This window comes from Sphingobium sp. SCG-1, assembly GCF_002953135.1.
Lineage (GTDB): Bacteria > Pseudomonadota > Alphaproteobacteria > Sphingomonadales > Sphingomonadaceae > Sphingobium.
Window position 1 is genome coordinate 3,130,657 of the sequence record NZ_CP026372.1, and the last position, 19,621, is coordinate 3,150,277.

The 19,621-nt window shown below is 61.6% G+C and carries 18 protein-coding genes and 1 tRNA gene; 7 read left to right on the forward strand and 12 right to left on the reverse strand.

What is annotated here, in order from left to right:
- Window positions 1-13 precede the first annotated feature (13 nt).
- The 4 genes from C1T17_RS22145 to C1T17_RS14275 all read right to left on the reverse strand — a co-directional run bounded on the left by C1T17_RS22145 (window position 14) and on the right by C1T17_RS14275 (window position 7,035).
- Window positions 14-3,235, reverse strand: coding sequence for a PAS domain S-box protein (locus tag C1T17_RS22145; protein ID WP_189338357.1), 3,222 nt, complete (start codon window positions 3,233-3,235; stop codon window positions 14-16).
- Window positions 3,236-4,140: 905 nt separating this feature from the next.
- Window positions 4,141-4,216, reverse strand: a tRNA-Ile gene (locus tag C1T17_RS14265).
- A 25-nt stretch (window positions 4,217-4,241) separates the two neighbouring features.
- Window positions 4,242-5,306, reverse strand: a complete 1,065-nt coding sequence (locus C1T17_RS14270) for a polysaccharide deacetylase family protein (protein ID WP_104954015.1) — start codon at window positions 5,304-5,306, stop codon at window positions 4,242-4,244.
- A 37-nt stretch (window positions 5,307-5,343) separates the two neighbouring features.
- Window positions 5,344-7,035: a sensor histidine kinase gene (locus tag C1T17_RS14275; RefSeq protein WP_104954016.1), complete on the reverse strand. Its 1,692-nt coding sequence runs from the start codon at window positions 7,033-7,035 to the stop codon at window positions 5,344-5,346.
- A gap of 196 nt (window positions 7,036-7,231) precedes the next feature.
- On the opposite strand from C1T17_RS14275, the gene C1T17_RS14280 reads away from it, so the two are divergent.
- A complete protein-coding gene (locus tag C1T17_RS14280; RefSeq protein WP_104954017.1) occupies window positions 7,232-7,708 on the forward strand; it encodes an Lrp/AsnC family transcriptional regulator in 477 nt (158 codons plus the stop codon).
- A 130-nt stretch (window positions 7,709-7,838) separates the two neighbouring features.
- On the opposite strand, the gene rplS is transcribed toward C1T17_RS14280, so the two are convergent.
- The 6 genes from rplS to ffh all read right to left on the reverse strand — a co-directional run bounded on the left by rplS (window position 7,839) and on the right by ffh (window position 11,769).
- The gene (rplS, locus tag C1T17_RS14285; RefSeq protein ID WP_104954018.1) at window positions 7,839-8,207 is read right to left on the reverse strand and encodes a 50S ribosomal protein L19; all 369 of its coding nucleotides are present in this window, start codon (window positions 8,205-8,207) and stop codon (window positions 7,839-7,841) included.
- A gap of 17 nt (window positions 8,208-8,224) precedes the next feature.
- Entirely contained in the window at window positions 8,225-8,950 is a 726-nt protein-coding gene (gene trmD, locus C1T17_RS14290) for a tRNA (guanosine(37)-N1)-methyltransferase TrmD (RefSeq protein ID WP_104954019.1), read from the reverse strand.
- Entirely contained in the window at window positions 8,947-9,234 is a 288-nt protein-coding gene (locus tag C1T17_RS14295) for a hypothetical protein (protein ID WP_223262619.1), read from the reverse strand. Before C1T17_RS14295 ends, trmD begins: the two co-directional genes overlap by 4 nt.
- A 73-nt stretch (window positions 9,235-9,307) precedes the next feature.
- Window positions 9,308-9,787: a ribosome maturation factor RimM gene (rimM, locus tag C1T17_RS14300; RefSeq protein ID WP_104954020.1), complete on the reverse strand. Its 480-nt coding sequence runs from the start codon at window positions 9,785-9,787 to the stop codon at window positions 9,308-9,310.
- A 3-nt stretch (window positions 9,788-9,790) separates the two neighbouring features.
- Window positions 9,791-10,249, reverse strand: a complete 459-nt coding sequence (rpsP, locus tag C1T17_RS14305; RefSeq protein WP_104954021.1) for a 30S ribosomal protein S16 — start codon at window positions 10,247-10,249, stop codon at window positions 9,791-9,793.
- Between the two features lie 44 nt (window positions 10,250-10,293).
- Window positions 10,294-11,769: a signal recognition particle protein gene (ffh, locus tag C1T17_RS14310; RefSeq protein WP_104954022.1), complete on the reverse strand. Its 1,476-nt coding sequence runs from the start codon at window positions 11,767-11,769 to the stop codon at window positions 10,294-10,296.
- A 283-nt stretch (window positions 11,770-12,052) separates the two neighbouring features.
- On the opposite strand from ffh, the gene C1T17_RS14315 reads away from it, so the two are divergent.
- The 5 genes from C1T17_RS14315 to ispZ are packed head-to-tail and all read left to right on the forward strand — an operon-like array spanning window position 12,053 to window position 17,350.
- Window positions 12,053-13,696 (forward strand): putative bifunctional diguanylate cyclase/phosphodiesterase, encoded by a 1,644-nt coding sequence (locus C1T17_RS14315; RefSeq protein WP_104954023.1) that lies wholly within the window; start codon window positions 12,053-12,055, stop codon window positions 13,694-13,696.
- 56 nt (window positions 13,697-13,752) lie between these two features.
- A complete protein-coding gene (dapF, locus tag C1T17_RS14320) occupies window positions 13,753-14,556 on the forward strand; it encodes a diaminopimelate epimerase (protein WP_104954024.1) in 804 nt (267 codons plus the stop codon).
- A gap of 26 nt (window positions 14,557-14,582) precedes the next feature.
- Window positions 14,583-15,812, forward strand: a complete 1,230-nt coding sequence (gene mtaB / locus C1T17_RS14325) for a tRNA (N(6)-L-threonylcarbamoyladenosine(37)-C(2))-methylthiotransferase MtaB (protein ID WP_104955245.1) — start codon at window positions 14,583-14,585, stop codon at window positions 15,810-15,812.
- Window positions 15,799-16,731: a signal recognition particle-docking protein FtsY gene (ftsY, locus tag C1T17_RS14330; protein ID WP_104954025.1), complete on the forward strand. Its 933-nt coding sequence runs from the start codon at window positions 15,799-15,801 to the stop codon at window positions 16,729-16,731. The genes mtaB and ftsY overlap by 14 nt, the downstream gene beginning before the upstream one ends.
- A complete protein-coding gene (ispZ, locus tag C1T17_RS14335; protein WP_104954026.1) occupies window positions 16,721-17,350 on the forward strand; it encodes a septation protein IspZ in 630 nt (209 codons plus the stop codon). The genes ftsY and ispZ overlap by 11 nt, the downstream gene beginning before the upstream one ends.
- A gap of 78 nt (window positions 17,351-17,428) precedes the next feature.
- On the opposite strand, the gene C1T17_RS14340 is transcribed toward ispZ, so the two are convergent.
- Together C1T17_RS14340 and pspF are read right to left on the reverse strand one after the other, a co-directional pair.
- Window positions 17,429-18,052 (reverse strand): superoxide dismutase, encoded by a 624-nt coding sequence (locus C1T17_RS14340; protein ID WP_104954027.1) that lies wholly within the window; start codon window positions 18,050-18,052, stop codon window positions 17,429-17,431.
- 149 nt (window positions 18,053-18,201) lie between these two features.
- The gene (gene pspF, locus C1T17_RS14345) at window positions 18,202-19,260 is read right to left on the reverse strand and encodes a phage shock protein operon transcriptional activator (RefSeq protein ID WP_104954028.1); all 1,059 of its coding nucleotides are present in this window, start codon (window positions 19,258-19,260) and stop codon (window positions 18,202-18,204) included.
- Between the two features lie 185 nt (window positions 19,261-19,445).
- Between pspF and C1T17_RS21355 the strand changes: the two genes are divergently transcribed.
- Complete coding sequence (locus C1T17_RS21355) at window positions 19,446-19,619, forward strand: hypothetical protein (protein ID WP_189338358.1); 174 nt, start codon at window positions 19,446-19,448, stop codon at window positions 19,617-19,619.
- Window positions 19,620-19,621: the final 2 nt, after the last annotated feature.

Genomic DNA, 19,621 nt, shown 5'->3' on the forward strand with positions numbered 1-19,621 from the left:
TGGCCATACCCATTCAGTGGGTCTTTATAGCGGCTAGACAAGCTTCGAGTTCTGCGCTTCTGAAGGGCTTCGTGAGCCGCGGTAGGTCAGGCGCGATGCCCTCTGCCTCAGCGTAACCTGAGACGATCAGTACGGGCAAATGGGGAAGCGTTTCACGTAACCTCCGCGCAAGATCAACGCCACTCAAACCTGGCATGAGATGATCACTGACAAGTAGATCAGGTACTAGTCCCTGGCTGACGAGTGCCAGCGCGGCCTCACCGGAAGTCGCCTGCCTTACCTGGTAACCGAACTCCTCGAGCATGTCGGCTGTGCTCTCCCGCACAAACTCCTCATCATCGACAAGCAACGCCAAGCCGTGAGCCTCGCCAAGAGAGGATGAGACAGAAGAGATGTCCTCGATACCGGCGACCACCGCACTGATAGGAAGCCAAAGTTCGACATTGGTGCCAACTTCCGGCCGGCTCTGGATGATGAGAGCGCCACCAAGCTGCGCGGCTAGGCCGTGCGCCATCGACAGCCCCAGTCCCGTACCCTTGCCAATCCCCTTGGTGGAGAAAAAGGGTTCCACAGCGCGAGCGAGAGTGGCCTCGTCCATGCCCATCCCTGTGTCAGCAACGGATAACCGGACGTAATGACCCCGTCTCAGATCGCCGCGTGGCGCGCGAATGCTCTCTCGGGTCGCGCTGATGCGCAGCGTACCCCCGTTTGGCATGGCATCACGCGCATTCACACCCAGGTTCAGGAGGGCCATTTCCAGCTGATTGGGATCGGCCTTTGCCGGCGGCAGGTCCTCCGCCACCTCCACCACGACGCGAACCTGCGGCCCGGTGGTACTGCCGAGCAAGTCGGCCATGCCTTCCACCAGCCGGCGTATGTCAACAGCGCTGGCTTGAAGGGGCTGGCGACGCGCGAACGCAAGCAGGCGTTGGACAAGCGTCTTGGCACGATCAGCAGATTGTATCGCTCCTGCGATCAGCCGCTGCTCGCGCTCGCCGCCTAAGCTGCGTCGCTGAAGCAGATCGAGCGAGCCCACGATTGGCGTCAGCAGATTGTTGAAGTCGTGTGCCACTCCGCCGGTCAGCGCCCCCATCGCCTCCAACTTTTGACTTTGCCTCAGCTGTTCGTGCGCCTGCTCGAGTTCAACCGTACGCTCGGTGACACGACTCTCGAGCGTATCGGCCAATTCACGAAGGTCCTCCTCCGCGCGGCGTGCGTCTGTAACATCTGTGCAAGCACCAATATAACCGAGGAACGTGCCATCTTCGGCGAAACGGGGAACACCTACATCGTCGAGGATACGGTATGTGCCATCATGCTGGCGTAACCGATAGTCCATCCGAAAAGGTTCACGATTGTCGAACGCCGCATTATAGGTGGAAACGCAGCGGTCAAAGTCGTCCGCGTGCACACCCTCAGCCCAGCCATAGCCGTACTCTTCCTCCATTGTGCGTCCGGTAAACTCGAGCCAGGGCCGATTGAACCAGGTGCACGCCTTGGTGGTATCAGAAATCCAGATGAGGACAGGTGCGGCATCTGCGATGTCGCGGAACCGTGCCTCGCTTTCGCGCAATGCCGCCTCGCCGCGCTTTGCGTCCGTAATATCGGTATTTACTGCCACAGCGGCGATCACGTGCCCATCAACAGTCACGGGCGCCGCTGCACAGCGAACGACCCGGTCCTCTCCCGTTAATCGGTGCCGCACACGCACATTCTGTACGATCCGTTCACCCCTGAAAGCACGAGTGAAGGCCTGACCCTCCACAGAGATGAGCACCCCGGTCTCAGCATCGCGCGTCTCTATCTCTTCGGCCAAGGCGGCAACGCGGCGGTTGAGTTCCTCGCGACTGGTAAAACCCAATTGGTCGAGCGCGTGCTGATTGGCCAAGGTTATGCCTTCGCCTGTACCGATGTAGACGGCGTCAGGCATGCTCTCGAGAACGGCTTGCATTTCGGCGGCCTTGCGCTCGGCTTGCGACAGGGACTTTTGAAGCCTAGCCCTGTTTTCCTGAAGCTCAGCCTCTGCCGCCTTCTGCTCTGTCATATCCTGCACTTCAATAACCGTGCCGATAGGCTCACCCGCTTCGTTGCGAACGGGACTCGCGGTGAATGCGACGGGGATAAAGCGACCACTTTTATGAACGAAGACTTCCTCACCCTGCTGCCGACCCACGCTTGGGGAGACCCCGTCAATCGGGCATTCGTGCGATGGGTAGCGAGAACCATCTGGTCGCGTGTGGTGGATGACGTCGTGCAGGTGATTACCTCGGGTTTCATCGAGCGAAAACCCGGTGAGCGCCTCGGCGGCGGGGTTCATGTACTGGCAGCGATGATCGCTATCCATGAGGAAGATCGACACGGACGCGTTGTCCAGCAAAGCGCTCAGGCGTCGAGATGTCTCTTGCAGGTGCGCCTCTGCCCGCGCCTGCTCGACGGCCGCCCGAATGCGCTCGGCAAACTCCTCGACGAGTCCGATCTCGTCGGCTGACCATGTCCTTGGGATGAGATTGTGGATGGCAAGTACTGCGACCAGCCTTCCGGCTTTCACCAGTGGGATATTGAGGAAGCTGGCGATGGACAATTTCGCGAATGCGGAGAGTGCCTCCGGCGAGGACGTGCGCGGGTCTTGTCTTACATCGGCAATAGCAACACGCTCACCGCGCATGAGATCAGCGGCGAAAGCCGGGCCAAAGTCAACGAGCCGGTGACGACCTGCGTTGCTCGCCATCGCACCGCTGTTCCATTCCCGTTCGATCGAGACGGTCTCGCCGTCCGCATCGACTTCGGCATAAGCGACCTGCGCCACGTTCATGTGGAGCCCCAAAGCCTCGGAAGCGGCAGAAACGATATCAATCGGATCAGCGAGATCACGCAGGCGCTCTTCCAGAGCCAGGCGGAACGTCCGACGCCGGTCGCTGAGCACCTGCTCAGTGATTTCGAGGCAAGGGCAAAAGAAGCCTGCAACTGCACCACTCTCATCACGCACCGGCGTGTAGGAGAAGGAGAAGTGCGTCTCTTCGGGAAAACCCTTCCGCAGCATGATGAGTGTGATGTCGTCCATCTGCACGGGCCGGCCAGCATAGGCTTCCTCGACGATGGGCACGAGTTCCGGGCGGATTTCGGACCAGACCTCAAGGAAATCGCGCCCCAACGCCGAAGGATGTTTGTCTGCCAGGATTTCAGAATAAGCATCATTGTAGAGAAGCGTGCGTTCCCACCCCCAGGCGACAAACATAGGCTGGTTGGATCCAAGCATTACGCTTACAAGTGTTTTCAACGGCTGCGGCCAACTCGTGGGTAGCCCAAGCGGGGATGATGCCCAGGCATGGCCGCGCATGCTTGCACCCATTTCACCATCGGCAATTAGAAAATCAGGAACGCTCGCCCGAGCTATATCGTCACGAGTCGACATCCGAGTGAATTACTTTCTCTTTAGTGTGGCTAAACCCGCGTTGAACCCACATTAAATTCGCAGGAGCCGCTCTCTACATCTCAGCATAGTTTATGCCCAATGATGCGGAAAGTCATTGAAGTTGGACGATGTTTAACGGATCCGGTCTGTAACTGCCACTCTCAACTTGAGATTCCTTGGACCGCAAAGTCTTCGTTGCGTTGTTCGGCCAGAGCAGGGACTTCTAGAACGCCAGTGGCAGATCAAAGACATCGCGCGGTTGCCCGCCGTTGCGCGCTTCGGCGTCATCATCCGGTTTCCGTGCCAAGTGCCTTATGCTCTCCATCGTTCTCCTGATCTTCCCAGCTTCCAGTAGCTTTGTGGCTTTGCTCCAACAACATCTCGGCTCCTGTAGCCATGCCGAGATCGTCCAAGCGTAATTGCCTGCTCTCGCGATCCGAACGAGTATTGAAGCGCCAGGATCCCTCCAGTCACGCGGACGAGGAAGAATAAAACCAGAGGATTCGTAAGTTTATAGTCACGCAGCGCAGGCTTGACGTGCTTGATCTCGTTCACGGGGAGAGCCATTGGAAAAGTATCCCACAATTGGGCTGCGGCTCCCCAAAAAGAACGCCTGATTCGTCGAACTGTCCTGGTCGTCTATGAACTGCCTTGAACGAACATCGACCTGATAATTCCTTCTTAAAAAGGGATTGTCGGTGTCACAGAACCGTCTTGGAACGAAACATTGGTGGGCCCGGCAGGAATCGAACCCGCAACCTAGCCGTTATGAGCGGCCAGCTCTAACCGTTGAGCTACAGGCCCACGCTGCTTGCCCGATAGACGAGGGTCAGGCCGCTTGGCAAGGGGATTGGCGCGTGTGATCCACAGCTTTTGGCACCGCCGCCATAAATTCCGATATAGACGCCGCTGCAACACCGCGCCTGGCGAGATGCTCCAGCACCTGTCCCCACCACCCGTAGAAGCTTTCAAGATCGGCGGAATCGCGCACATAGGGCGTGTGTCCTGGTTCCAGCGTCGGCGAATGGAAGCTGAAGTTGAGGACGTGCACGCCATCCTCCAGCAAAGCGTCGATGGCGCTGATCGTGTCGCCCACGCCCACCCCCTCCGGCGTCAACGGCACACGCGCGAGCAGCCCAGCCCGAGACAATCCTCCGGCGATGCGGCCCAGCCCTTCGGTGGCGCGGAAAAGCTGCGGGCCGCTTCCCCTCAATCGCCCCACGAACGCAGTCGAAAGCGGTAGTTCTACGAGTGATCTGCTTGGCCCCGCCCAATAGGGCATGATGGGCAAACGATGAAAATCAGGGCCGTGCTGCCGGGAGTAGTCGAAGTGGCTTCGGACTGAGCTGTCCAGCACAAAGCCCGCTTCTTCAAGCAGCCGCGCACTGTTCGGGCCGATCCCGTAGCGCCCTGCGCGATACACTGTCGGACGCTGCCCGAAGGCTTCCTCGAACCGGTCGCAGAGCGCCGCCAGCTTCGCCCGTTCGACAGCTTCGGGCAGGAACCCGACATAGCTGTTGGCGGCGCTCACTTCCTCGACATGCGGGGGATTGACCCACGGATGAAGGTGCGCGCCGATCTCCGCCGTTCCATCCGCAAGCCATCCCGCCATCATGGCAGAGGCGGCAGGGCTGTCGATCACCGGGTAATCGGTCACATAGATGGGCCGAACCCCAGCCTCAAAGAACCATCGCTGCGCTCTGGCCATGCCCGCCATTGCGGTGACACCATGACCGGTGCGGCTGAACGGCGCGTCCCAATCGAACTCCTCCTCGGTATCGACAAACAGCGTGAAGCGTGTACCGAACGCGGGATCGAGCGTGATGAAATCGTCGCTCAGCGGCGCGCGAAGCAGATTACCATCATGAGGCGAGTGCGGGCTTGGAGCGGTCATGCCTCTCCCTTACGCCGCAATGGTTGCAAGATCGTTTTCAGCTAGCGCCCGCGCCACGATCCGCCTGCGCCGCAGCGGGCAGGTCCAGCCGGAAGCGCTCCGCCTCGACTTCCAGTCCCCCACCTCCGGCAGCGGCCAGGCTGCGGATCAGGCGCAAAGAAAAGCCTAGACCCAGCAGCGAAGCATCCGGCCAACTCTGGTCGTCGGCCGTGAAGCCGGGATCGAGCAACTCCGCCTCGCTCAAAGCCTCCAGCGCATCAGGCCGCTTCATCGCTAGAACGATGCGTCCACCATCTGCCGCTGGCTGAAACCAGCAGGCACCAGTCAGGACTTCGCCCGGCAGCGCGACGGAGAGCAGCATACGCAGCAGATGCTGGATCATGCGCTCGCCCTGAACCGGATCGACACGGACGGGCGGCAAGTCGCGCACTACCGATATGTCGATGCGCCGTTGATCGTCGCCTGATGCAAAATGCGTCGTGATCTTCGCGATCAGCAAGGCGACATCGACTGGCTCGGGAGATGCCTTTGCTTCGTCTCGCGCCACACGCGCGGCGAAATCCAGATCGTCAAATGCTGTCAGTAACTGCCGCGAATCCGCGACGATCTGTCCCGCCATATCGCGATATTCGGCGGGGGCGGGACCAAAAAGCTGCTGCTCGATAATTTCGGCAAACCCAAGGATCGCATTCAGCGGCGTCCGCAATTCGTGCACCAGTTGCCGGATAGAGTCACCCGACAGCCCGGCCAGAGGCGCCGTATCATCGGCGCTTGCCCGCGACGACACTTCATGCAGATGCGGGCGGCGGGCCTGTCCGCGATATCCCTGGAAGCGGCCGGACTGCGGATCGAAGAAAGGAATGGCCGACAACCGCCATTCCCCATCCAGTTCACCGCCTACTATCGTGAACCGCCCGTTCTGGAACCCGCCCCTTTTGGCGAACGCGCCGGACACATGCGCATCCGGTCCACTGCCGCCGCTCAGAGCCGGCGCGGCGATGCATAGCCCGATCAAGGCAGGGCGCGGCCCCTTGTCTATCCAGACCACTGTTCCTGTGGCGTCCGTCTCGAAAGCGAAAGCACGCACGGCTTCCACGGTCGCAGCGATTGGCTCGGCCGATTTAGACCGTTGGCTGCTGGTAAACTGTTCGATCCTGTCGACCAGCGCCCGGATCTGGCTTTTGTCCTCGGCCGCGTGATCCGGTTCCGGTTCGCGGCGGTACAGGTCGGTGATCGATGTGTCGGACGTTTCCGGCACCGCCTCCATCTGCGGCGTCAACAGCATCATGTCTTCGCCGTTGCCGCCGATCACCAGATCGACCTTGCCGAAGCTCTCCAGCGCGCGCCGCGTCTCCGGCCCGATATCCCGCCGCCCGCGCAGGACGCCGCGCGCGGTCGGACCCAGCATCGGCAACAGTTCGGGCCACATCGTGTCGGGCAGACGCGCGCGGGACATGGCCGCTGCACATATCGCAGGCCGGTCGTTCGCGAAGAACCGTACGAGCGTGGGCGACGCCAGCCTGCTGCCGAGTTCCACCACGGATGCAATCCGTTGCGTCTCGCTCACCGCGCTACGCAAATCGTTCATGCGGCCGAGCAGTTTCTCACGATCTTCGGGCGGCAACAGATCGCGACCGGCACGATCCGCCTGCGCCAGAAGATCGACGCATTGCCGCCAGAGCGTCACTGCCCCGCTGCCCTGCCCGTCTCCTGCCAGAACGGTCTGCATTAGATCGTTGAAACGCACACCACTCCCCGGCGGCTTTTGCCGCGCCAATGATCCTGACACACGGTTAGGCGACCGCAGCCGAAAGGAAAAGAGGGTCACGACCAATCATTTCGGTTCGTCGCATAGTGGGACAATTGCATTGCCATGAAATATAATTATGATGCGACGCACGAACCTGAAAGGAAATTAGCAGCATATGGCTGGCGTGAATATCGACGACATTGACATGCAGATTCTTGCGGAGTTGCAGGAAGATGGCCGAATGACCAACGTTGATCTTGCGCGCCGGGTGGGACTGACCGCTCCGCCATGCCTGCGCCGCGTGCGCGCGCTGGAGGAGAGCGGCGCGATTAAATCCTATCACGCTGTCGTCGATCCGGCGACTTTGGGGTTCACCATCACCGTCTTTGCAATGGTCAGCCTGAAGAGTCAGGCCGAGGCCGACTTGAAAGCGTTCGAGGATCATGTCGCCGCCCTGCCCGAAGTCCGCGAATGCCATATGCTGAATGGAGAGATCGACTTTATCTTGAAAGTCGTGTCGCGCGATCTGCAAAGCTTTCAGCAATTCCTGACGTCGAAATTAACGCCTGCTCCTAACGTCGTGAGCGTCAAGACTTCGCTAACGATCCGCACATCGAAAAATTCGCCCGGCGTGCCTTTGCGCGCGGTTTAGGATCGTCTGAGACGCTCTCCTGCGGACGTGGGGCCTCGTCTTGCCCGGCGCCACTATCGCAAGAATATGCTACATAGAAAAAGGCGCCGGAGTTGCCTCCAGCGCCTTTTCTTGATCTCTCAGGAAAGCCTCAGCCTTCGCTGCGGGTATCCCGACGCTCGGCGATACGGGCGCGCTTGCCGGTGCGTCCGCGCAGATAGTACAGCTTCGCACGACGCACCACGCCCTTGCGGACTACGGTGATCGAATCGATGTTCGGCGAATAGAGCGGGAAGACGCGTTCCACGCCCTCACCAAAGCTCATCTTGCGAACGGTAAAGTTGCTGCCCATGCCCTTGTTCGAACGCGCGATGCACACGCCTTCGTAGTTCTGGACACGGCTACGTTCGCCTTCGACAACCTTCACGCCGACGCGCAGGGTGTCACCGGGGCGGAAATCCGGAATATCCTTGGCGAGAGCCGCGATGTTCTCGGCCTCGATCTGTTGCAGAAGGTTCATGCCCTCTTTTCCTTCGTCTATCGTTGCGCGCCAGAGGGCGACTGGTCCCGAACGTCGGTGTGACGTTCCCAAAGGTCCGGTCGCCGTAACCGTGTATGATCCTCGGCCATGGCTTGCCGCCATGCCGCGATCTTCGCATGATCCCCCGATCGCAACACTTGCGGGATCGTGCGCCCTTCCCAATCGTTGGGCCGGGTATAGTGCGGATATTCGAGAAGGCCGGTTTCGAAGCTCTCTTCATCCCCACTGGAAGCCGCGCCCATTACACCGGGAAGCAATCGGATGCAAGCGTCCAGCAGAACGATCGCCGCCGTCTCTCCGCCGGACAGGATATAGTCGCCGATCGAGACTTCCCGGATCGGCCTTGCCTCGAACAAGCGCTCGTCCATTCCTTCGAAACGACCGCATAGGACAGTGACGCCCGGCCCCGTCGCGATCTCCCGGACGAGCGCCTGCGTCAGCGGTTCGCCGCGGGGCGTCATGGCGAGAAGCGGCGCTTGCGGCTGCCGCTCCATCGCATGATCGACGGCGCGGGCCAGCACATCGACGCGCATGACCATGCCCGCCCCGCCGCCCGCAGGCGTGTCATCGACGGACTTGTGCTTGTCGGTCGCGAAATCACGGATCTGGATCGCCTCACACGACCACTTGCCCTCGCCCAGCGCCCGGCCCGCAAGCGAAGTCCCCAGCGGGCCCGGAAACATTTCCGGGTAAAGCGTCAATATCTGGGCAGCGAAGGTCATGCCTTGCGCGACCTCTGCCGCAACCAAGCACCCGCCATTCCTCCAAGCAAACACGTCGCTCCTGCTGCCAGCATCCCGATACCAGTGGCCAGCAACAGGCCAGCGAAGGGCCGCTCAGGATGCAGCAAAGGCGGTATGATGAACAGCAACGGCGCAACTGTCACCAGGACTACGCCCGACGCAATCTTGAGCGCACGCGACCAGCGAACGATGAACAATCGCCATCCTGCGGCGACCATCATTCCAAGGTACAGATAGGGCAGGATAGAAGAAATCGTTGTCATGCCGGCTGCCCCTCACTGTGCATCATTTGCCCTGGCGTCCACACCGCGCATCGACAGCGCCAATGGCACCGACTCAGACAATAAAGACGGAGTCCACAACCGCTTTGTCCTCGCCTATGTCGGCGGCCTTGATCGGCACCATGAACCGCTTCTTGTCGGGTCGCTCGATCTCAAGAATATCGCCCGCGCCGAAGTTCTCGACCGCCACGATCTTCCCCAGATCCTCGCCTTCGCTGGACACGCAGGGTAAGTCGATCAGATCGACATGGTAATATTCACCCTCTGCCAGTTGCGGCAGATCAGACCGCGCCACCGTCAAGGCGGTGCCGCGCAGAGCCTCCGCAGCCGTGCGGTCGCCGATCTCGGCAAAGCGCGCGACCGCACCATTGGGACCGGGCCTGATCGTCTTCAACGTCAGCACCCGGTCGCCAATCGCGAAGCTCTTATATTGCTTGAGGCTGTCCACGCCCTGCGCGAACAGCTTCAGCCGCACCTCGCCCGTCACGCCATGCGCGCCAACAACTGCGGCAAGGGTGACGGGACGATCGGTCAAGGCTTAGCCTTCCGCGTTTTCGGTAGCTTCGGCCGCAGGCGCTTCCTCAGCAGCAGGCTCTTCAGCCGGTGCTTCGGCAGGAGCCTTTGCGGCTTCCTCAGCGGCCTTTTTCGCTTCTTCCGCTTCGGCCAGCTTGGTCGCACGTTCCTCGGCGCGTTCCGTGGCCTTCTCGCCCGGCTTTGCCTTGTTAGGGTTGCTGCGAACCGCGCGCTCCTTCACGCCCGCGGCGTCGAGAAAACGAGCCACGCGATCGCTCGGCTGCGCGCCAACCGAAATCCAGTGCTTCGCACGCTCTGCGTCCAGAACGACGCGCTTCTCGTCATCCTTGGCGAGCAGCGGGTTGTAGCTGCCGATGCGCTCGATGAACTTGCCGTCACGGGCTGAGCGGCTGTCGGTCACGACGATCTTGTAATAGGGACGCTTCTTGGAGCCGCCACGCGACAGACGAATTGCAGTTGCCATAAATTTTACCTTACCTTTCTTGTAATCACTTCAATATGTTGAACTTATTTCTTCATGAACTTGTCGAAACCGGGAGGCAGCTTCGGCATATCGCCACCGCCGGGCAGGCCGGGCAATCCGCCCATCCCTCCGCCAGCGCCACCCATGCCGCCACCTGCACCACCGAGCAGGCCGCTCATGCCACCGCCTGCGAACATCTTGCCCAAGCCCTTCAATCCGCCCATCTTGCGGATCTTCTTCATCGCCGTTTCCATTTCCTGATGCATTTTCAGGACGCGGTTCACTTCCTGCACCGTGGTGCCGGAGCCTTTGGCGATGCGGATCTTGCGCTTGGCGTTGATGAGAGCGGGCCGTGAGCGCTCCTTGGGTGTCATGGAGGACAGGATCGCGTCCATATGCACGAGCGTCTTGTCGTTCGTGCCGCTCTGCGCCATCGCGACTTGCGCCTTCTTGAGACCGGGGATCATACCCGCCAGCGCGCCAAGGCCGCCCATGCGGCGCATTTGTCCAAGCTGCGCGCGAAGGTCGTCCAAGTCGAACTGCCCCTTCGCCATCTTCTTGGCGAGCTTGTCGGCTTCGTCCGCATCAATGCTTTCGGCCGCGCGCTCAACCAGGCTGACCACATCGCCCATGCCAAGAATGCGGTTGGCGACGCGTGCCGGATGGAACACTTCGATCGCGTCCAGCTTTTCGCCAACGCCCGCGAACTTGATCGGCTGCCCGGTAACCGCCCGCATGGAAAGCGCCGCACCGCCACGCGCATCGCCATCCATCCGCGTCAGCACCACGCCAGTCAGCGGCACCTGCTGCGTGAAGTTGGTGGCGACGTTGACGGCATCCTGACCGGTCAGCGAATCGACAACCAGCAGGATTTCATGCGGAGTAGCGATATCCGCCACCGCCTTCATCTCATCCATCAGCGCCTGATCGACATGCAGGCGACCCGCCGTATCGAGCATCACGACATCGAAGCCCTGCAACTTCGCCGATTGCAGCGCCCGCCGCGCGATATCGACAGGCTGCTGCCCCGCGATGATCGGCAATGTCGCCACGCCGCACTGCGTGCCCAGCACCGCAAGCTGCTCCTGCGCCGCCGGACGCTGAACGTCGAGCGAGGCCATCATCACCTTCTTGCGGTCTTTTTCCTTCAACCGCTTGGCGAGCTTCGCGGTCGTCGTCGTTTTGCCCGAGCCCTGAAGGCCGACCATCATGATCACCGCAGGCGGCGTCACGTCGATCATCAGCTCGACCGTGTCGGACCCCAGCATCCCGGTCAGCGCATCGCTGACGATCTTGACGACCTGTTGCCCCGGCGTGACCGAGCGCAGCACGTTCTGCCCGACTGCTTCTTCCGTGACCTTGTCCACGAATTCGCGGACGACGGGCAGCGCCACGTCGGCTTCCAGCAACGCGATTCGCACTTCGCGCATCGCGCCGCGCACGTCGGACTCGGTCAACGCACCGCGTCCCCGCAGCTTGTCGAATACTCCGCCTAAGCGATCACTCAGTGAATCGAACATGCCAACCTCACATTCGGAGAAAACCCCGAAAACACACCGTTATCCCGAACGACAAATACGCCGGTGGGCGAAACCTCGCCAACCAGCGTTATCCTGTAAACCGCTCGAACTCGAACATCTGGTTCATAAGGATTGTGTCGGGTGTCGAGGAGCCAGGCCCATCGACGTTGCCGCGCTGTTAGCCGAGACGACGGAATCTTGCAAGACTAAGGCACTGCACAGAGATTTACCGCTTCTCAATGCTTTTGGCTCAGGAATGAGCGCGGGAAGGACGGGGCCGAACATGAACACGCCAGAGGCGAAGGAGGGGAAGCCCGATCCTTCGGCCGACAATACGCGGCAAGACCTTATAGCCGGCGCGATCCTGTTCGCCGCTGCGTTGCTGTTCGTCGCCAACGGCAGCAAGGCCATGGGTCAGGTCATCGCCATGTTCGGCGGCTTTGGTGCGGGCGTCGAGCAGATCCTGACCATCGCCGTATTGCTCAATGCGGCCCTTATCATATTCGGGTATCGCCGCTATCGCGATCTGCAGGCCGAAGTCGCCCATCGTGCCGCCGCCGAAGAACGCGCGCGCTCGCTTGCCGCCGTCGATCCCCTTACGAATTTCTACAATCGCCGCTCGCTTCAGGAACGCGGCCGCGCGCTGATCGCGCAAGCCCATGCCCACGGTCAGTCGGTCGCTGTAATGCTGCTCGACCTCGACCACTTCAAGACCGTGAATGATATCTATGGCCATGAAGCAGGCGACGTGGTGCTCAAGATCGTCGCAGAACGCATTTCGCTTATCCTGCCGGGCGATGCCATCGCGGCGCGCCTCGGTGGTGACGAATTCGCCTGCGCGTGCATTCTCGATGCGGGTCGCGCGGAAACCGCCGAGCATATCGCGGAAGATATCGTCGCCGCGCTGACGCGCCCGATCGTGCACGGCAACAACGATCTGGTTATCAGCACGTCCCTGGGTATCGTCCGTTCGGATCGAGACGGTGACGAAATAGACTCGCTCCTGCGCCGCGCCGATATCGCCATGTACGCGGCCAAGAAGGCGGGGCGGAACCGTCATGCGTGGTTCGCGCCCGCGATGGAGGAGGAACTTCAGCGCCGCAACGCCATCGAAGCGGGCATGCGCGGCGGCATCGCGGCAGGCGAATTCGTGCCCTATTACGAGCCGCAGGTCGATCTGGCGACGGGCGACCTGCTCGGCTTTGAAATGCTGGCGCGCTGGGAAAGCCCGACGCTTGGCCTCGTCCTGCCCGATCAGTTCATCCCGATTGCGGAGGAAAGCGGCATGATAAGCGCGATGTCGCTCCACATCATGCGCCGCGCGTTCACCGACGCGCGCAATTGGGACTCTGCGCTGTCGCTTTCCGTCAACATCTCCCCATCCCAGTTGCGCGACCCGTGGCTCAGCCAGAAGATACTCAAGCTGCTGCTTGAAACAGGGTTTCCCGCAAGCAGACTGGAGATCGAAATCACCGAATCCTGCCTGTTCGAGAATCTCGAACTCGCCAAGACCATCGTGCAGAGCCTCAAGAATCAGGGTATCCGCGTCGCGCTGGACGATTTCGGCACCGGCTACAGCTCGCTTGCACATCTCCGCGCGCTGCCGCTCGACCGTATCAAGATCGACCGCAGCTTCGTGACCGCAATGGGCGAAAGCAGGGAAAGCGCCGCCATCGTCAATGCCATCGCACGGCTGGGCGAAAGCCTGGGCCTGCCGGTCATCGCGGAAGGCGTGGAGACACTGGCGATCGAGACACAGCTTCTCGGCCTCGGCCTCGCCAAAGGGCAGGGGTGGCATTTCGGCAAGCCCATGACGATCGAGCAGACGCGCAAGATGCTCGCCGAACGCAACATGCTGTCGGCACGCGACGCGCCGAAACCGAAGATTTCCCTGTCCGCCGAAGCGCGCAGCCGTTCCGCAGGCTGAACGGCCGTAGCCCCGCAGCATGGACAGCGGCGTGGCGGCACACTACATCGCGGCGCATGAACGGTCGCTTTTCCAAGATGCATGGCCTCGGCAATGACTTCGTCGTCATCGATGCACGCCATGCGCCGCTCGACATGTCAGAAAGCCGCGCGCAGGCGATCGCCGATCGTCATGCGGGAATCGGCTGCGACCAACTTATCCTCATCGAGCCTTCCGAGATTGCGGACGTGAAGATGCGTATCTTCAACGCCGACGGCAGCGAAGTAGAGGCATGTGGGAACGCGACCCGCTGCGTGCCGCTGTTCCTCCACGCCGACGCCCGGATCGAGACCAAGGGCGGTCTGCTGGAGGCAAAGCTGATCGAGGGTGGCGCGACCGTGGACATGGGCGCGCCGCGCTTCGATTGGGAGGCGATCCCCCTCTCCTACGCGATGGATACGCGCGATATGCCGGTCGGTTGGGAGCATCTCACGTCACCGTCCGCCGTCAACATCGGCAACCCGCACGTCGTGTTCTTTCAGCCCGGCATGACCATGGAAGAAGCCGCCCGCCTCGGCCCCATTATCGAGACGGACCCGCTCTTTCCAGCCCGGGTCAACGTGAACTTCGCCGAAGTCGAGAGCCCGCAGCGCATACGCCTGATCGTGTGGGAGCGCGGCGCTGGCCTTACGCGAGCCTGCGGCACCGGGGCATGCGCGACGGCGGTCGCGGCAATCCGGCGCGGCCTGGTCAAGGGGCCAGTGACGGTCGCCCTGCCCGGCGGTGAACTGGTGATCGACTGGCAGCCGGGCGGCAACATCCTGATGACCGGCCCCGCCATGCATGTGTTCGACGGGGAAGCCGATTGGAGCCGTTTTTGAACGGCGCCGGGCCACAACTCATCACCATGGGTTGCCGCCTCAACATCGCCGAGAGCGAGACGATGCGGCAGCTTGCGGGCGCACAGGATGATCTGGTGATCGTCAACAGCTGCGCGGTCACGGGCGAGGCCGTCCGCCAGACGCGCCAGGCGATCCGCCGTGCCCGTCGCGACCGGCCCGACGCGCGCATCATCGTCACCGGCTGCGCGGCGCAGACCGACCCCGCCATGTTCGCCGCCATGCCCGAAGTCGAGCGCGTCATCGGCAACACCCAGAAATACGATGCCGCCGCCTTCGCGCCGACGGGCGATCGCGTGCAGGTCTCCGACATCATGGCTGTCCGCGAAACCGCGCCGCATATGGTGAGCGGCTTTGCCGACCGGGTGCGTGGCTTCATCGAAGTGCAGAACGGCTGCGACCACCGCTGCACCTTCTGCATCATCCCCTTCGGCCGCGGCAACAGTCGCTCGGTGCCCGCGGGCGCGGTGATCGACAAGATCAAGGCTCTGGTGGACGGCGGCTATCGCGAGGTCGTGCTGACAGGCGTGGATGTCACCAGCTACGGCCCCGACCTTCCCGGCAATCCCAGCCTTGGCCTGCTGGTCGAGCGCATCCTGAAGCAAGTCCCTGCCCTGCCCCGCTTGCGCCTGTCCTCCCTGGACAGCGTGGAGATAGACGACCGCCTGTTCGACTTCATCACCGGCGAACCGCGCCTGATGCCTCACCTTCATCTTTCACTTCAAGCGGGCGACGACATGATCCTCAAGCGCATGAAGCGCCGCCATACCCGCGCCGATGCAGTGGCGATGGTCGATCGCATCCACGCCAGGCGCCCGGACGTAGCGATCGGCGCGGATATCATCGCAGGCTTTCCCACCGAGACCGACGCGATGTTCGCCAACAGCCTCGCCCTCATCGAGGATTGCAGGGTCGTCCACGGCCACATCTTCCCCTACTCCCCCCGCGCCGGAACGCCCGCCGCCCGGATGCCGCAAGTCGACGCGCCGACGATCAAGGCCCGCGCCGCCCGGCTGCGTGAGGCGTGCGCGGAGCAGCGAACCACATGGCTACAAACCCTCATCGGCACGCAGCAAGACGTGCTCGTCGAACGCAGCGGCACCGCAGGACATGCCGAAAACTTCGCACCCGTCGCCCTCACCCAGCCCGCAACGCCCGGTGAAATACGCCGCGTTAACATCACGGCGCTTGAGAATGGCCGCCTGATCGCACAAGAGGCTTCGCATGAGCGAAACTAGCTGGCGCGATCGCCTGTTCGGCGGCCTGAAGCGCACATCCGATCGCCTTGGCGACAATCTGACCGGCCTGTTCACGCGCGCCGCGCTCGACGAGCAGACGCTCGACGAGATCGAGGAAGCGCTGATCGTGTCCGACCTTGGCCCTGCCATGGCAGGCCGCATCCGTGAGCGCCTGTCCGAAGGCCGCTTCAACAAGGAACTGACCGAGGAATATCTGCGCGAGATCATTGCGGAGGAAATCGAGAAGGTGCTGACCCCGGTCGCCAAGCCGCTGGAGATCGAAGCCTTTCCCCGCCCGCAGGTCATCCTTGTCATCGGCGTCAATGGCTCCGGCAAGACCACCACGATCGCCAAGATGGCCAACCTGTTCCTCGAACAGGATTACGGCGTGATGCTGGCGGCGGGCGACACCTTCCGCGCCGCTGCGATCGGTCAACTGAAGGTCTGGGCCGACCGCCTCGGCATCCCGATCGTCTCCGGAAAGGAAGGCGGCGACGCGGCGGGGATCGTGTTCGAAGCCGTAAAACAGGCCACCGAAACCGGCATCGACGTCCTGATCGTCGACACTGCGGGCCGCCTCCAGAACAAGCGCGAGTTGATGGACGAACTCGCCAAGATCCGCCGCGTCCTTGGCCGCATCAATCCCGCGTCGCCGCATGATGTCGTCCTCGTCCTCGACGCGACGACCGGCCAGAACGCGCTGAGCCAGATCGAAGTGTTCCAGGATGTCGCCGCCGTCACCGGCCTCGTCATGACGAAACTCGACGGCACCGCGCGCGGCGGCGTCCTCGTCGCGGCGGCGGAGAAATATCGCCTGCCCATCCACGCCATCGGTGTCGGCGAAAAGATCGAGGACTTGCGCCCCTTCGACCCCGCGGACATGGCGCGCGCTATCGCTGGAACCGCCTATGCCCGATAAGTCCGCTACACCCACTCAGTCCAGGCACAATGGCACGCTCAGCCTGCTTCTGGATTTCGGCCCGCTGCTAGCGTTCTTCCTCGCGTATAAGTTCGCGGGCGTCATCATGGGCACCGGCATCTTCATGGCAGCCATCGCAGTCGCCGTGATCGTGTCGAAGGTGAAGCTCGGCAAGGTATCACCGATGCTCTGGCTCTCCGCGATCCTCGTCTTGTTCTTCGGATCGCTCACCATCTATTTCCACGACCAGCGCTTCATTCAGATCAAGCCGACGATCATCTACACCTTCTTCGCGCTGATGCTGTTCGGCGGCCTCGCGCGTGGCAAGCCGCTGCTCAAATATCTGCTACAGGCCGCCTATGATGGCCTGTCGGAAGAAGGCTGGCGCAAGCTGTCGCGCAACTGGGCGTTCTTCTTCGTGTTCATGGCTCTGCTGAACGAAGCCCTGCGCGCGCTGCTCAGCTTCGACGCGTGGCTCTCCGTAAAGGTGTGGGGCGTCACCGCCATATCTTTCCTGTTCGCCGCTGCCAACATCCCGATGCTGATGCGGCATGGCCTGTCCATCGGTGAAAAGCTCGACAGCGACGAAGTCGGCGAAACCACCCCGCCGCAGGGCTGAACCGCACCCAAGCCAGCAAAAAAAGGCACCGCCAACTCAATGGCGATGCCCTTTCATGGAACTGAAGTTGACGGCAGATCAGCCCGGCTGATTCGCCCGCTCGGCACCCTTGCCGTCCAGGTTCTGCGCCACAAATTCCCAGTTCACCGCGTTCTTCAGGATCGCGTCGGCATAGTTCGGCCGCGCATTGCGGTAATCGACATAATAGGCATGCTCCCACACGTCGAGGATGAACAGCGGCGTCGCGTCATGCGCGATCGGCGTGTCAGCATCGTGATAGGACGTCACTTCGAGCTTGCCGTCCTTCAGGTTCAGTGCAGCCCAACCGCTGGCGAAGTGGCCCACAGCCTCCGCCTTCAGCTTTTCCAGCAGCGCATCGACCGAACCGAAGCCTTCGTTGATGAGGTTCAGCAACTCGCCAGTCGGCTCCTGCTTCTCGGGCGAGAGGCCCAGCCAATAGAAGCTGTGGTTCCAGATCTGGCCAACCTGGTTGAACAGACCCTTGGGGCCTGCCGTCGCGGTCTGCTTGATGAGGTCCGTCAGCGACTTCCCCTGCAAGGCCGGGTCGGCGGCGATGAGTTCATTGGCCTTCACAACATAGGCATTGTGATGCTTGCCATGGTGATAATCGAAAGTCTCAGCCGAGATCAGGTCGCCGAAAGCGTCTTTCGCGTAAGGCAGCGGGGGAAGTTCGAAAGCCATGGGATTCTCCTCGGAAATTCGGGAAACCAGTTCACGCGGCCAACGCGGCACCGGGAAGTAGGTTCACAGTCCTAATCGTTGTCCGACCGATATATTTCAAGGCAAATAGAGTATTGCGAATCGTTCTCATAAGTAGTGGCAACTATTTATCAGGTCTCGCTCTCCGCCGTTGCCGCTAGAAGTCCATGCTTCTTCAGGCAGTGCCGCAATTGATCGTAGCTAAGGCTCAGTCCCTTGGCCGTAGCCCGCTGGTTAAACCGGTATCGCGACAGTGCGCCGCGCAGGATCGCCACCTCATGCGCATCCATTGCCGCCTTCAAATCCGCCACGTCCTCATATGCCGCGACCGCCGGAGCCACAGGCCGTTGATGCGAGTTTTCCGTGCGGGAAACATGCGTCTGGTTCACCGTAGCCTTCGGCATCGGGACGGGCCGCCATGGCGACCCAAACGGATCGAACACGATCCTGTCGATCGGCCGCGCAGGCTCATCCCAGCGATAGACCGCCCGCTCGATCACGTTACGAAGTTCGCGGACATTCCCCGGCCAGCGATACGCCTCCAGCTCCGCCATCGCCGCCGCCCCAAAGCCCGGCCATTGCGGCCAGCCGATCTCCGCCGCCATCCGCCGCCCGAAATGATCGGTCAGCACGCGGACGTCGCCCTCGCGCGCGCGCAACGGCGGCAGGGTGATGACTTCGAACGAGAGCCGGTCGAGAAGATCCGCCCGGAACCGGCCCTCTTCCGCCGCCAGCGGCAAATCCTCGTTCGTCGCCGCTACGATCCGCACATCGACCTGCACCGGGCGTGACGCACCGATCCGCGTCACCTCCCCATATTCCACTACCCGCAACAGACGCTCCTGCGCTGCCATGGAAAGCGTGCCCAATTCGTCCAGGAACAGCGTGCCGCCATGCGCCTCCTCGAACCGCCCTGCCCTTACCCGCGTGGCCCCGGTAAACGCGCCCGCCTCATGACCGAAGAGTTCCGCCTCGATCAGCGTTTCGGGCAAAGCCGCGCAGTTCATGGTTATCAACACCTCGCCCCAGCGAGGCGAAAGCCGGTGCAATCGCTCGGCGATCAGTTCCTTGCCCGTTCCCCGTTCGCCAATCACCAGCACCGGACGATTGAGTTCCGCTGCACGTTCCGCCTGCTCCACCGCGTCCAAAAAGGCGAAGGACTGGCCGATAAACTGCGTATTCTGCTCCATTCCCAAACTATGGCGAAAATTCCCAACATCTCGCAAGCGAAATATACCAACTGGCCGTGTGAACGCCGCAAAATGCGCGGAAATCCGCCATTCCTGAAAACTGGCACGCCTCCTGCAAAGTTACTGGCAACTCGCCAAGTAAACCGGCGGGACCACATGAAGGCCAAGTTTCAGGGAGACCTACAATGTTCAATATCAAGCAAATCAGCCAGCATATCTCGGTTGCCATCTGCGCCGTCCTTTTCGGGTCCACTATGGTCCTGAGCGCCGTCGGCCCCGCCCGCGCCAACGAAACCGGCGGGTCGGTACACAGCATGGCTTCTGAAAAGAGCCCCGAAGTCGTCCGCTATCTGGCATAAGC